General features: G+C 55.5%; 10 protein-coding genes and 4 pseudogenes. 3 read left to right on the plus strand and 11 right to left on the minus strand.

Translation table 11 applies throughout. The features are described 5' to 3' along the window. Positions 1-345: 345 nt before the first annotated feature. From KVH01_RS14820 to KVH01_RS14830, 3 genes and pseudogenes are all read right to left on the minus strand, one after another. Positions 346-603 (minus strand): putative holin, encoded by a 258-nt coding sequence (locus KVH01_RS14820; protein ID WP_158528907.1) that lies wholly within the window; start codon positions 601-603, stop codon positions 346-348. Between the two features lie 1,000 nt (positions 604-1,603). Next, a pseudogene (locus tag KVH01_RS14825) lies at positions 1,604-2,096 on the minus strand (IS30 family transposase); the annotation flags it as partial. Positions 2,097-2,104: 8 nt separating this feature from the next. Further along, positions 2,105-2,230: pseudogene (locus KVH01_RS14830) on the minus strand (transposase domain-containing protein); the annotation flags it as partial. Here KVH01_RS14830 and KVH01_RS30615 point away from each other — a divergent pair. The 3 genes and pseudogenes from KVH01_RS30615 to KVH01_RS14840 all read left to right on the plus strand — a co-directional run. After that, positions 2,229-2,452 (plus strand): annotated as a pseudogene (locus tag KVH01_RS30615) (IS66 family transposase). The pseudogenes KVH01_RS14830 and KVH01_RS30615 sit on opposite strands and share 2 nt — an antisense overlap. 117 nt (positions 2,453-2,569) lie before the next feature. Beyond that, positions 2,570-2,644 carry a hypothetical protein gene (locus tag KVH01_RS30620; RefSeq protein WP_404822069.1) on the plus strand — a complete coding sequence of 25 codons (75 nt, stop codon included), beginning with the start codon at positions 2,570-2,572 and terminating at the stop codon, positions 2,642-2,644. 45 nt (positions 2,645-2,689) lie between these two features. Then, positions 2,690-2,837: pseudogene (locus KVH01_RS14840) on the plus strand (IS66 family transposase); the annotation flags it as partial. Positions 2,838-3,258: 421 nt separating this feature from the next. On the opposite strand, the gene KVH01_RS14845 reads toward KVH01_RS14840, so the two are convergent. From KVH01_RS14845 to KVH01_RS14880, 8 genes are all read right to left on the minus strand, one after another. Beyond that, a complete protein-coding gene (locus KVH01_RS14845) occupies positions 3,259-3,687 on the minus strand; it encodes a hypothetical protein (protein WP_046069343.1) in 429 nt (142 codons plus the stop codon). Then, the gene (locus KVH01_RS14850; protein ID WP_217881908.1) at positions 3,684-5,567 is read right to left on the minus strand and encodes a site-specific integrase; all 1,884 of its coding nucleotides are present in this window, start codon (positions 5,565-5,567) and stop codon (positions 3,684-3,686) included. Before KVH01_RS14850 ends, KVH01_RS14845 begins: the two co-directional genes overlap by 4 nt. After that, on the minus strand, positions 5,564-7,243 hold the full coding sequence (locus KVH01_RS14855) for a hypothetical protein (protein WP_217881909.1): 1,680 nt from the start codon (positions 7,241-7,243) through the stop codon (positions 5,564-5,566). Before KVH01_RS14855 ends, KVH01_RS14850 begins: the two co-directional genes overlap by 4 nt. Next, positions 7,243-8,388: a tyrosine-type recombinase/integrase gene (locus KVH01_RS14860; protein WP_046069340.1), complete on the minus strand. Its 1,146-nt coding sequence runs from the start codon at positions 8,386-8,388 to the stop codon at positions 7,243-7,245. Before KVH01_RS14860 ends, KVH01_RS14855 begins: the two co-directional genes overlap by 1 nt. A 141-nt stretch (positions 8,389-8,529) precedes the next feature. Next, positions 8,530-9,687, minus strand: a complete 1,158-nt coding sequence (locus KVH01_RS14865; RefSeq protein WP_217881910.1) for a DUF4350 domain-containing protein — start codon at positions 9,685-9,687, stop codon at positions 8,530-8,532. After that, complete coding sequence (locus KVH01_RS14870) at positions 9,684-11,213, minus strand: DUF4129 domain-containing protein (RefSeq protein ID WP_217881911.1); 1,530 nt, start codon at positions 11,211-11,213, stop codon at positions 9,684-9,686. The genes KVH01_RS14865 and KVH01_RS14870 overlap by 4 nt, the downstream gene beginning before the upstream one ends. Beyond that, positions 11,200-12,180, minus strand: a complete 981-nt coding sequence (locus KVH01_RS14875) for a stage II sporulation protein M (RefSeq protein ID WP_217881912.1) — start codon at positions 12,178-12,180, stop codon at positions 11,200-11,202. Before KVH01_RS14875 ends, KVH01_RS14870 begins: the two co-directional genes overlap by 14 nt. Next, positions 12,177-12,869 (minus strand): RDD family protein, encoded by a 693-nt coding sequence (locus KVH01_RS14880; protein WP_217881913.1) that lies wholly within the window; start codon positions 12,867-12,869, stop codon positions 12,177-12,179. The genes KVH01_RS14875 and KVH01_RS14880 overlap by 4 nt, the downstream gene beginning before the upstream one ends. Positions 12,870-12,971 lie beyond the last annotated feature (102 nt).

Here is a 12,971-nt window from a genome sequence, read left to right on the forward strand (position 1 = left end):
CCGTGTCGCGCTGGCTTAAAAAATATAGTGTAAATACAGATCCACACATTGCTCCTGTGCGCGATGCGCTCATAGTTTTGCGTTCCTTTGTGGTTGTCCCGTCAACGTATACACTACATGCCCATTGATCTGCCAATTTATTGCCCAAATGCCCTGACGCCGAGTTCGGAGGTTAATTGGCTAAGCACTTGACCCTGAGTCAGCTGAACGTAGAGGCAATTATCCGAGCTTGAATCCTTTTGGTGTGAGTGGCGGGTTCTACCGGTGGCTCTCTCTCTCGATTCGAACATTGCAATTTATTCTGTGACGTCAGCGGTTCCTTCGACGATGTATAATATTCCCTAACTAAAACTTAAGCCTTCTGTATAGTATACGGCTTACAGGAACTATAAATGCACTAGTAAGAAACGCACTTGTTTCTATAGAAATATTTTTCCCGTCACCAAAGTAAGAAGACATGAATACGGTAATAGCCTCACCCGAGGCAACTCCCATCAGAAAGGACGAGCCGAAAGCAGCGATAGCTTTTTTGGAAGAATAGTAGTCCTGATTTATAACAAATACTATAGATCCAGCAAGCGCCGAAACAATCTCTTCAATCACTGCATGATCCTTAATTATCAAACGTCACCATTGCTAGGATAATAGCTTTAAAAAGTTAAAGATAGATCTATACCTTTGCACTAATTGTAGCCGCTGCAACTAGCTCCTCCATAAGTTTCTTGCTGTAGCACCAGCACATAATTCCCCTCCCTTGCATCGACTTCATACAATGTACATCCAGTACAAAGTTTGAGGGCGTAAATTTATCTGCGCTCCGACGCAGTGTACAGTAGCGACTATCAGTTTCCTGAAGTCACCGTTTGGAAAAAAATTGAACCTGCTGAATCTTTCATTATTGATCTTTACGCACTATTGGAGCCTCCAAATCATATTAGGCTTACCGCCATCCTGCTTTTCGGCGGCAATGAACCGAAATCCACCGATGACTGGCCTCCTGATGTATTCTTTCCTTGCTTGAGTCAAAGAGCTATCTGCCCTCGGCTCACTCTGTAATTGAGCCATGACGCAAGACGATGTCTCAATAAGTAACCGGTTTGCAAAACTTCGAGGACCTGGCGCGGCGCATATCACTTTCGTAGAGCGCCGAAACTGCCTCGTAAACATTTATATAGCGGTTGCGACGAGCCTCCCGACTTATTGGTGAAGGATGCGCACCCGCCTGTTTAGCAGAGTTTGTTTCTCTTTAGCCCTCGAGTCCGTTTTCTTCCTGGAACGCTATGGCTCATCATCTACGTGAGAGGCTAGATACTACCGGTCGCTGATTCTCTGCCTGTCGTACGCGCAGTTACTTACGGGATTCAGGTGTTAGGCGTTATAATACCAGAGTCGATTTTCTAGTAACCCTGTACTTGTAGGCAGGAAGGGCCTGAACTATAGGACGTTATTCACTAGATAAAAAATCAGTCGCCGGAGACCAACTAAAAACACATTCAAATACGGAAATGTCGCATTACATTACAGAAAATTCATTCGCTAGGACAGGGGGGCGGATGCTGGAGCTGAGTGCGACACGGTTAATGAATTGAAGTCGGGTCAGTAGCTACCTGGCTATGGCTTCTTGCATCACTTCACCCATGACCTCGATCGGGCATTTGAAGTCGAACCGTTTGCGCGGCCGCATGTTCAACTGCAAGGCGATTGCGTCCAGCTCTTCCTGGCTATGTGTCGTCAAGTCCGTACCTCGGGCAGGTACTGGCGGACCAAGCCGTTGATATTCTCGTTGCTACCGCGCTGCCACGGGTTATGCGGGTCGCAGAAGTTGATCGCCACCCCGGTCTGCTGGGTGATCTCGGCGTGCCGCGCCATCTCTCGCCCCTGATCGTAGGTCATGCTCTTGCGTACTGCCAGGGGCATCCGGTTGAGCTCCGCGCTAACCCCCCCACCCCTGAAGTCGCCGTCGCGTCGCTCTTCTTGATCAGTATCAGATAGCCGCTGGTTCGTAAGGGATCCGTGATCCCCACATTCCAAGCCCGAAATTGAAGCCTGATGCTGTGGTGCCGATTGCGTAAGCGTCCAGCCCAGCCACCTTGCAAACCACCTCTCACCCCAGCGGCAGCAACTCATCAATCCGGCTGTTAGGCCACGTCGGGAGTTTTTCCAGCGTATCGCGCAGCCAGGCCGACGGTTCCAGCCCATTGAGTTTCGCCGTTGCCAGTAAATGATTTATAGGCCGTCAGGAAAAGAGCCTGCCAATCCTGGCGCAGTTGAAAAGCTGGCTGGATAAAACCCAGTCACAAGTGACGCCGCAAAGCGTACTGGGCAAGGCGGTCAATTACTGGCGAGCAACTGGAGCCGGCTGGAGCGTTATACGGAGGCCGGTTTTTTACCGATCGACAATAATGCCGCCGAAAGAGGGATAAAGCCGTTTGTTATCGGGCGCAAGGCCTGACTATTCAGCGACGCGTCCAAAGGTGCCACCGCCAGTGCCCAGATCTACAGTTTAGTCGAGACCGCCAAGATCAACGGGCAGTAGCCCTATACGTGGCTACGCCACGTACTGGAACGATTGCCACATGTGCAGTCGGTCGCCGACTACGAGGCTCTGCTGCCGTGGAACTGCTCACCAGAGATGCCACGGTAAACGAGGCGGTACTCTGACGGTAGGTGTGGTTCGTGGATCGGATAGCAAAGTGCGTTAGGCAAGGCCGTGCATTACTTGGCAAACAACTGGAGTCGTTTGGAGCGCTATGTCGAAGCGGTTTTTTTAACCCATAGACAACAACGCGGCTGAAAGAGCGATAAAGCCGTTTGTCATCGGGCGCAAGGCCTGGCTATGTGTGTCACTAAGGAGGCGTCATGACGACGAGATGAAAACGGCGGCATGACACTCCATGTTCCAACATGGATGGAGGTAGGCCCTCCGGTCAGGGCGTGCAGGCGTACTGATCAAACGACCCGATGCTGCGAACATGTTTAGCATGTTGGTGGTGAGCGATTCGGGAACAGGCAGAGTAACTACTATCACGTAAGGCTCAGGTAGTTGAACGAAAGTGAACTGACTGATGAAGCGACGAAATCTCCATTGGTGTCAAAACGGACTTGTATAGCCGGGCCCCGAGAAGTGCAGAGGACACCTGTCTACCGACTGCACGGCACCCGTTGTTGAGTATCTTTAATTGTTCAATTCGGTTTGTCTTCCATAAATAAATCACCTGATTTTCGTGGATTTTGGGATCGTAGCTGCAGATGTAGGACCTACTTACGCGAGTTGGGTAAGGTCAGTTGAACCACGTTTCGGTCCCTCAGCTTAGCCTTGAGCGTATTATTATCGTTCAGCAGGACTTCGTTGATGGATGCGATGCTGGCGAGTTTGGCGCGCAGCTCCTCAATCTCCTGCCGATAGCCCGCTGACTTTTGGCGTTCGGCGATCAGGTCTTGATGTTTGACGTCCCGCATGGCGCGGCTGGACCGTCCTTGGATCTTACGTATGGCTTCCGCAACAGCCGGATAATGGTTATGGATTAGCGCCGTCGAAACGCCTGCCTCGCGGGCAACCGCGGCGATGCTCACCTTTGTTTCCTTGGTGTGGGTACGCCCCTTCTGGATGCGGTAGATGGCCAGCTTGAGATCCTTTTCTCGATCCTCGGCGGGTTTGTAGTTCGTTGGTTTGTCTTTGTCTTTCATGCTGTCAGATCTTCCGTGGACATGCCCAGATGCACCAACACTTCGCGACAACGCTTCAGATCGCGCTCAATGCGTTGCCGACCTCCTTTACCGATATCCTTGCAGAGCAGCAACCCTTTCAGGTCATCGTAGAGTTGCTGGTAGATCGGCGCATGGGTAATCCCGATCACCGAGTGGTGGCACCCACCACCGCACCGGGTTCGCTCAATGGTGTTGCCGACACAACCGTCGTTGTCTGCTGTGCACCAGGCGTGGCCGTTGCTGCGAATAGACGTGCTCTCAGAGATGGACTTCAGCATGGAGGCACGATCCTTGAAAATCAGCAGATTTTCCGGCTCTCGTTGCCAACCTTTTACGGCGCGCCCGTAACCCCCAGCTAAGGGGGCATCACCCACCCATCCGTCGACGACGCCAACCTTGATGTCTTCCAGCTCATCCTGAATTTCCGCGTACAGATCAAGATCCAGATGCTGTCCCCAGCTTTCGTCCATGGCGTATCTCAAGGTCATGTCAAGCGACCAGTGAGCATAATGTTTCTTGAGGTAGCGCAGATCGCCAAAACGGCTGTGTGCGGCATAGTTAGCAAATTTGCGCCTGAATTGGTGACTGGTGAGATTCCATTTCAATCCGCAGTCTTTGGCGAATGCTTTTAAAGCGCCCTCCCAAGACGTGTTAGAGAGTGTACGAGCTTTAGTAACTACCTTGAAATCAGTACCCAGAAACAGGGAGTTACGATGCGCGTGGGCTTCATTGATCTGTGGATCTTGCGGGTTCACCAGACGTCGCTTAATCATTTCGTCGGAAATCATCGCTTGGTAGTGCATAGTCCAGCGCTCCATGACCCGGATGGCGCGAACTGCAACCTCTGGGATCAGCCAGTCATGAGGTCCTTCATCAGTCTTTTCTGACTTAGATCGCATCCAGTGGTAAATCGTCCCGTCATCGTCCTTGGTGCGCCGATGTGCGCCCGATTGCAGGTTAGCCAGTTCATGATTACGACAGCCTGAGGTGCTTGCCAGAACGATGTAGCAGGCTGTGCGTAGGTCTAGCAGCGACCTATTGAATTTCCTGAGGCCGCCCTCCCAGCCCATTGACTTCAAATGTAGATTTTTAAATCGGATTACGTCGAATCTAGAGTGACCGCCATATTTCGATGCAACCCCATCTAAGTCGTCGCGCATGTCTAGCAGTAGCTTTCCTTTTTCTACCTGCTGATGAGCTGCTTCGAACAGGGTGCAGAACACATCATCGGGAATGAGTGGTGTCCGCCCTTCGCCGGGCACGCCGAGCTTTCCCGCCATGGCATTTGAAGAAGTTTCGGGCCAAGGATGTTGTGGGAACTTGTCATCAGTGTATTGGCTCAACTCATACAGCGCCTCAACAGCCTTGTATCGAGCGTGCAGGCCGCCTGCTGATAACGGCTTACCGGTGTGAGGTTGTACATGAGCCTTGCAGGCGGTGACATACGTGGCGGCGATCATAGGTGTCACGCTACCGAGCTGGCTAATTTTCAGCGCGTCTAGGTGCCGTAGGAAGGGTGACAAGCCAGTGAATAAACCGGTAATTGTCGCGCCCCTAGGCGGATTACTTCCGTCTCGACCTCGTATTAGATAACGATAAAATACTGCCTTCACTATTTGACGAAACGCCGGTGGCACTGTATCGAAAGCGATCAACCTATTGCATGCCGCAACGTTATTAGGAAAACCACTGAGATACCAAACGTCATCACTATATTTGCTGATAATCACCCAATGTCCACCAATTCGATTGGCGCGGATGATCAGCCTGTCGCGCTCTGAATCGGACAGCCCGCGGACATCTCCAGGTTGGGCGGAGATGTCCGCGAAAGGTATTTCTTCTGATAAGTCGTCAATCATGAGAAGACCTCCAAGCTGCCAATAAGATCAACCGACCAGAACGGGTGTGGTCGGATACGAGCGCGCTTCTTCGCTGCCTCCACAGCTGCATGCTTAAAGGTGCCACGGCGAAGCCCCTCAGCGATGATGTAGTCGTCGATGAGACGATGGATGTGAGAAAATTCACGTGCCCATCTACGTTTGCCTATGCGGGAGCGCTCACTCAACACTCGGAAGTAAAAGCTGAACAGCTTGTAGAGGTCTTCGGCGGTAACTGCGTAGTGTTTACAGCGCACGCAGTTCATGAAGTTCATGCAGGTTGCGCCTTCGCGTTTCGGGGCGAACTCGCCATACGCAGGGTCTGCACAACGACCCAAGGGGTTTTCCTTGTAGGTCGCACCGATAGTCGCAGTCAGAAGCTCCTCCACCAACAATTCCCCCATGAATCTCCAGTTTCGACGGGAATTTTCGCTTGGGGCAAGATAGTTTTGGTCGGTTACTCGTGGCGTATTGCCTAGAGCTGCGGCGGTGGTTGCGAGATCTCCATCAGTTATTTCAAAGATGCGGTTTGCAAAAGTCTTACGCAGGCGGGCGATGTTGATACGTGTTGGGTTTCCGTCGCTGTCTTTTAACCCATAGTCCGCTACAATACGGGCGGCACCGTTATTCAACGTGCCTTTAGTTAGTGACGTGACCTGGCCCACTGTATTTGAAGCCCGGCTGCGGTACAGCCACACCCGGCCCTTGAGGTCGTCCGGAGCTTCTGTATCTAGGGGCTCAGTCAAAGCCATGACGCGACGGATTAGGCGCTCCACGTTGAATCTGACGCTGGGCATCGCTTCCACCACTCGCTCAGTCTTCGACTCAGCTCGAATAGCCACTTTGTTGGTGTTGTAGCCACGGCGCTTCCATAGCACTAAGAATACAGCGTCATCTTTGGGGTGAGGACGTAAGCAGTTCCGGCCCATTTCCAGCAATGGAGTGGCGTTACGCCCGGTATGCAGCGCTACGACCAACAGGGCATAGCTTAATAGCTCACCGGTTGGCGGCGTGTCGTTGGTCAATATTGGCTTGATAGCTTGTCTCAACGCCGCTGCGAACTCTTGTCGCTCACGCTTAGATAGCGCCGACTCCCCTTTGACCTTGCGATTGATGTTCGGAAATGGATTACGTGGGAACGTAGCGTCACTGCCAGATACCACTAATGAAAAAATGCCCCGTCTGCCCAGGGCATGAAGCACTGCTTTGGCATGAGCATAATAATTTTTCTGCGCAGTGGTCGTTAATTCCTGTCCACTGAGATGGCTTAGATAGCTCTCAACAAGGCTCCGGTTCAGATCATTCAGCGTCAACTCACGTTCTAGAGCCGTTGCTCGGAGCATGCAAAAATCAAGAAATTGTACTAATCCACTGTTGCAATAACCCGCTACGGTAGCGACCGAAAGAGTGCCCTCTTGTCCTGCTACGAAACGCTCAATTTGTCGCTGACATGCGTAGGTAATGGCGTCGATACCTGAACCGTACCATCGAGCAAAATCGAATGTTCGGCGGCTGGATGAGTTGCGCTCGAATGAGATCACTGTGTTCCCTGAAGGGATAGCCTCGGGCAAAATGATTACATTGCCTTCGGCATTGATGTCGTGCTCGACTTGCGGAACGCTGATGTCAGTCCTGATGAATACCTTGCGCTTCCCCATCAGACTTTTCCCGCCACTTCGTTCAGTTCGTCGTCGTACGCCAGCACAGCATCGTCGGCTATCTCGTTAACCAGATGCAGGTAGATCATGGTGGTTTGGATTGAGCTGTGGCCAAGCTGCCGCTGAAGGAAAATTAAAGGATCAAGGCCTTGCTGTGGTTTGCGCTGAAGACTGACCAGGGTGTGGGTCGCATAAGTGTGTCGAAGCATGTGGGTGTGTACTTCAATGGCAGCACGTTTCCCCGCCTCGACGATGATCCGATTCAGGCTTTTGCCGTCGCTGCCGTAAGGCTCTCCGAGGTGGTTGAGGAGGAGGGCCTTGTGAAGCTCACCTGGAGATACCCGCTCACCGCGCACCTTCGACACATAGCGGTAGAGTTCAGCCATAAATTTGCGACTGATCCAGATGTATCGTGCTTTTCTGCCCTTCGTCTGCATCCCACTGCCGTCGAATGGGTCTAATCGAATGCGCAGATTACGTTCTGTATGTCCGGCCTTGTCCGGGTTAAAAACGCACTCCAAAGGAAATGTAGCCAGCTCGTTGCGACGCAGGCCTGTGCGGAGGGCCAACTGAATCATGATCTTGTGATGTGGATTATCCACTACGGACAGAAGTGATTTGGTTTGGGACATGCTCAGAAACTTGGGCAGGGGCTTCTGACGACGCGGCATCACATCGTTCATCAAGGCCTTGCCACAACTGGTATCAACGTGTTCAAGGAAGCTTGTTGCGCGTTTGACGATCCGCTCCTCATGACCGAACGGCAGGCGCTTAACCCAACCCTTTTCCAAGGCAAACTCGTAGAACTCGCAGATGTAGGTCAGCCGCTGGCGGGTAGTATTGCTGGCCAGTTCGCACGTCACCAGACAGTAGTCCCGGTAGGCAGCTACAAGGCCCTTGGCCTCACCACGATCCACGTCTCGCCAATCGAGATCATGGACTTGCAGGAAGCTGAAGAAGTCGTACAGCGCTCGTCCCGTACTTGGCCAGGATTGCTTCGAACCGATTTGCCCGCGAAGAAGGTAATGGCGGAAGAATTGATTGGCGTGACTGCAGCTCTCCATCGAGTCCCAGAGCAGAATCGGAAACCCTTCGTACGGTTGTCCGGCTATCACGAAGTCCTTGGTGCCCCACACTAGCTCCATCTTTCATCCTGTCGTCGACCAATCGCTATCTGACTCTGTCTATTCGGACTGTGGGAGGGCTAATACAACGGCCCTACAGTCCGCATCGGACAGACCTATGATTCTGATAACACAGAGATCTAACGATCACAACGTGCCGGATCATAAGGCATTCCTGAGGGTTTGCAGGCACGCTACCTGTCGGCTGAAATCGGCACTGGAGAGCCGTTTCAGCGCTAGTGGTTCAAGCGCCTGGCTGATGATATGGGAAGGTTGCCGTGTCAGGTGTTCCAGCACCTGCCGTTGCTTTACGCTGTCGAGGTGTTCAAAGCCTGGGTGGCGGCGCCGGGCGGCGCGCAGGAGGTCGAGCTGCAAGGCTCGCAGCAAGGTGCCCTGGCCGCTGCGGCGCAGCAGGAAATCGGCACTGGCCTTCAAGTGTTCCTGTAGCTGCCGACGAGCCTTGGGCGCCGGAGCCTGGGCGGGGCCGTGGCGCATGCCGGCCTGCCACAGCGCCAGGACAACCAGTGCTGCGAGGGCGACGAGGGCCTGGGGGAAATAACGCAGCAACAGGGTAAACAGATCGTCCACGTCACTGTTGAACAGCAAGGTTACCTGGGTGCCCTGGTTCAGGTACCAGAGCAGCCAGGCGTTATCGTGGTTGCCGATGCCAGGGGTTTTCCACAGGTCGCTGTCGGTCACCACCGTGACACGGCCTTGTCCCAGGTTCAGTTGCATCAGATGGCTGGACTGCGCGCTGTTGGCAGAGAACTGTGCCAGGTGCTTGGGGTCGATGAGGTTGAAGTCGGTGTCAAAACTGAAATGCGCAGGGGCGGTTTCGTTGTCGACGTAGAGTTTGGTCAGGTCCGGTGCCGGCTTTTTACGAGGCCGTGGCGGATCGTCGAAGGTCTCGCTCAAGGTTTGACGGATATTGAGGCGATCAAGCAACAGATCGCCACTTTTGCCGGTTTCTTCGTCCCACAAGGCCTCGGCGACCAAGAGCAGGTGGCCCCCGGCCTTGGCCCACTCGAGCAGTTGCTCGACCTGGCGTGGAGTCATGTTGCTGCGATCCCCCAGCAGCAACAGACTATGGCCTTTGGCGGGCAGGTCGGCGAGGCGTTCAAGACCGTTGGCGTGCTCCACTGTGAGGCCTTGCTCGCCCAGGAAATGCTCGGCAGCCAGATAGGGGTTGGCCCGGGCATCAGGCGATGGGCCGCGATCCACCACTTCGTCGTAGGGAATTGCCTTGTGCCAGGCATACAAGCCGCCCATACCCAGCAGGCACACCAGCAGCAGTGCTACCCACACTAATGGGCGGTTCATTGGCCCGCTCCGTCACTGAACAGTCCACGCCAGTCGTTGCATAGCTTCTTCTGGGCCGAGGAGGGAGGCAGGCGATGACCATAGGCGAGGTTTTGCCAGTGCCGTGTCAGTTCGTCACTGAATGCCAGTAACTGCGGCTGCTGCAAGCGATGCACGTGCTCCAGCACCTGGCCTTCGGTGTCGGCGCTTTTCAGCGGCAGGTTGTATTCGTGCAATAGCCGGCTGAGCAGGCCGCGATACAGCAGGCCGAGGGCTTCCCGTGGCTGGGTGGGCCATAGCTGTTCGGCGGCGCCGGCAAGGTCATCGGGCAATGTGTCGGTGCCCAATTCCAAGCCGAACAGCTGGGTGGGCATGGCACTGGCTGTTTTCGGGCGAGGCCGTCGGCTGTGACTGACAAAGGCGCGCAACCATTCGCGGTAACGCCACACCACCAGCGCCAGCCCGCCAATCACCAGGCTCCATAGCAGTATTTCCAAGGCTTTAGCGACTTGCCCGAAGGCATCGCTGTTGAGGTTGTCGAGCAAGGCCTGGAGCCAGCGGGGTAGTTTTCCATCGCCATGGCCTTGGTTTCCGACCGGCGCCTTTTCTTCGCCAAACCGATAGCGTGTGACGGTTTCCGGATTCTTGAACGGTGGCTTTTCCAGCATCGCCTTGATGGATTGGCTGGCGGCCTGGGTACTGAGCGACTTGGGGCCAGGCGGTTCCTGGGCCATGGCTGATGGGCTGAGCTGCAGCAGTACCAGGCCCACGACCAGCAACAATGCTGGCGCAACACTGCTCAGGCGCTGGCGCAAGCGCCGGAATATCAACTCCAGGTCCCAGGCCTCCAGGACCGTACGCCGATTGAGGTACAGGCTGAAACCGCAGGCGACGTAGATGGGCTCCCAGAACACCAGCGCCATGGCATAGAACGCGTTGCCCAGGTGTTCCAGCCATAGCACGTCCGAGCCCGTTGCCAAGGCCATCCGTTGCCAATCCCAGTCCAGTTCCACGTTTTGCGGGATGAACAGATAGAACAAGGCCATGGCGCCGAACCACAGGCCGATTTCCAGGTGTACACCGATGATCGTCAGCCAGCGTGCGGCTCCGGCATTGCGTTGCAGTAATACCCCCAGGCGCTGTTGGCGCCCATGACCATCGAGACCTTCAAGTTGGCTGACCGGCAGGGTAAAGCTGCGACTCAGGCTCAGTCGCCGCCAGGTCAGGCTGGCGAACAGTTGCTCCTTCAGCAGGTGCGGCCAATGGCGAACGGCCTGTTTGAGGCTGGGTGTTTCGCCAAACAGGGCCTTGGACAGGATGTACAGCGGCAAGCGGTCAAAGGCCGGCTTGAGCCACCAGAACAGGAACATGGCCAGCGACGGGTAACGCCACATCAGCACAGTGAGCAGCATAAACACCGGCAGGCTTACCAGTGCCCAACTGCCCATCAGCAAGAGGCGATGTTGTCTGGCCATCAACACACCCAGGTCCATGGCTTCCCAGGCGGTACGCGGGCGAATCATCACGCTGGAGTCAGTCAGGCGCATGATGAGTCCGCCCGGCGAATATCAGGTAGGCGGCCACCAGCAGCCAGAGCGCGGCGCCCACCAGGTATTTGATCCAGGGGGTAATGCTGGTGGTGGAGGACCAGTAGGCTTCGATAAACGCAGCGATGAGCAGGAGCACCATGACACCGCAGAGCATCCGCACACTTTTGCGGGCCGCCAGGCGCAGGGCCTCGCCGCGTGCCAACCGGCCCGGCGCGACCAGTGACCAGCCCAATTGCAGGCCCGCGGCACCTGCCAGGGTGATGGCGGTGAGCTCGAACGCGCCATGGCCAATGGCAAATGACCAGAAGGTCTGGCCATAGCCAATCTCCGTAAGGTGCCCGGAGACCGCGCCGATGACCAAACCGTTGAAAATCAGGAAAAACACGCTGCCCAGGCCGAACAGCAGGCCGGCCGCAAACGTCTGGAAGGCGATGCCGATGTTGTGCATCACGTAGTAGCCAAACATCATCCAGTCTTCGCTGGCGGCACGCTCGGCGGCACGGCCCAGGCGGCTGGCCTGGGGGTCGTACATGCCCTGCATTTCGGCTACTTGTTGGGGGCTGACGATGCTGTAGATAAGGTCGGGAAACAGGTAGACCAGCAGTGCTATCCCCACCAGGCTGCCAAAGAACAGCAGGCCGGCGATCAGTACGAAGCGCCACTGCTGGCGTACCAGGCGTGGGAAGTCGGCGAGGATGAACGCCAGCGCGTTTGCCGGCAGCTGGCTGCGATGGCGATACAGCTGTTGGTGGCCGCGCAGCGCCAGTTGTTGCAGCGGGTCTACCAGGTAACTGCTGTAGCCGCGCTCCTGGGCCAGGGCCAGGTGCTGGCACAGACGTCGGTATTGATGAGGGAAGCCCGCGACATCGGCGGCCTTGGCTTTGCCTTGCTCCAATTGCTTGAGCTGTTCGGCAAAGGCTTGCCATTGTGGCTGGTGGCGGCTTTCAAAATGGCTCTGCTTCATGTCGGCCCCAACAAGCCACGGGCCACACCGTTGAGCTGCTCCACGGCGCGGGCCGGGGGTACCTGCAGGGGCTCGGCGAGGATGGCGGCCAATTCATGCACCCGTTCGGCAGAGAGCTCGGCCTGACGCTCGGCGAAACCGAGGATGGCCCGCTGCTCGCTCAGTTGCAGTGCGAAGGGCAGGCGCAGGGCGGTGGCTTGAGGGATTCGCGGGCGCACCAGCGGCAGTTCGCGGTAGACCACCAGCGTGCCCGCGGCCAGGTCGCCAAGCCGCTTGAAATGCGGGTGTTGCAGGCAACTGATCGCACCGAGGAAGTAACCGAAGGGCAGCATGTCGACAAAGCGCAAGAGGTTGCGGATCAACGACCCCGACCAGCCAATCGGCGTGCCGTCGTCCTGTACCACCCGCAGGCCCATCACCTGTTTGCCTGGGGAGGAACCCTGGTTGAGGACTTCGAACAGCACCATGTACCACCAGCTCATCAGGAACAGCAGCAGAGAGCCTAGCCCGACGCCAATGTTGCCAAGCAGCGCCAGGGGCACCAGCAGGATACCCATGATGATCCCACGCACGCCCAGGTCGAAGGCAAAGGCCAATGCCCGGGGTGGCAGGCCGGCAGGACGCAAGGGCAGGTCGATCCCTTCCGGCGTCTCGATCTGGTAGTGGGTATCCAGGGGTGTTGATGCCATTGCGATCCTTTGCACCGCGACTAAGAGACACGGATGCTAGCAGTGTCGACGGTGGAAGCAACCCTTCAAGGTTTTGCTGGGTATTTATACAGTAAAGGTATC

It is taken from the genome of Pseudomonas khavaziana (genome assembly GCF_019145205.1).
Taxonomy (GTDB): domain Bacteria; phylum Pseudomonadota; class Gammaproteobacteria; order Pseudomonadales; family Pseudomonadaceae; genus Aquipseudomonas; species Aquipseudomonas khavaziana.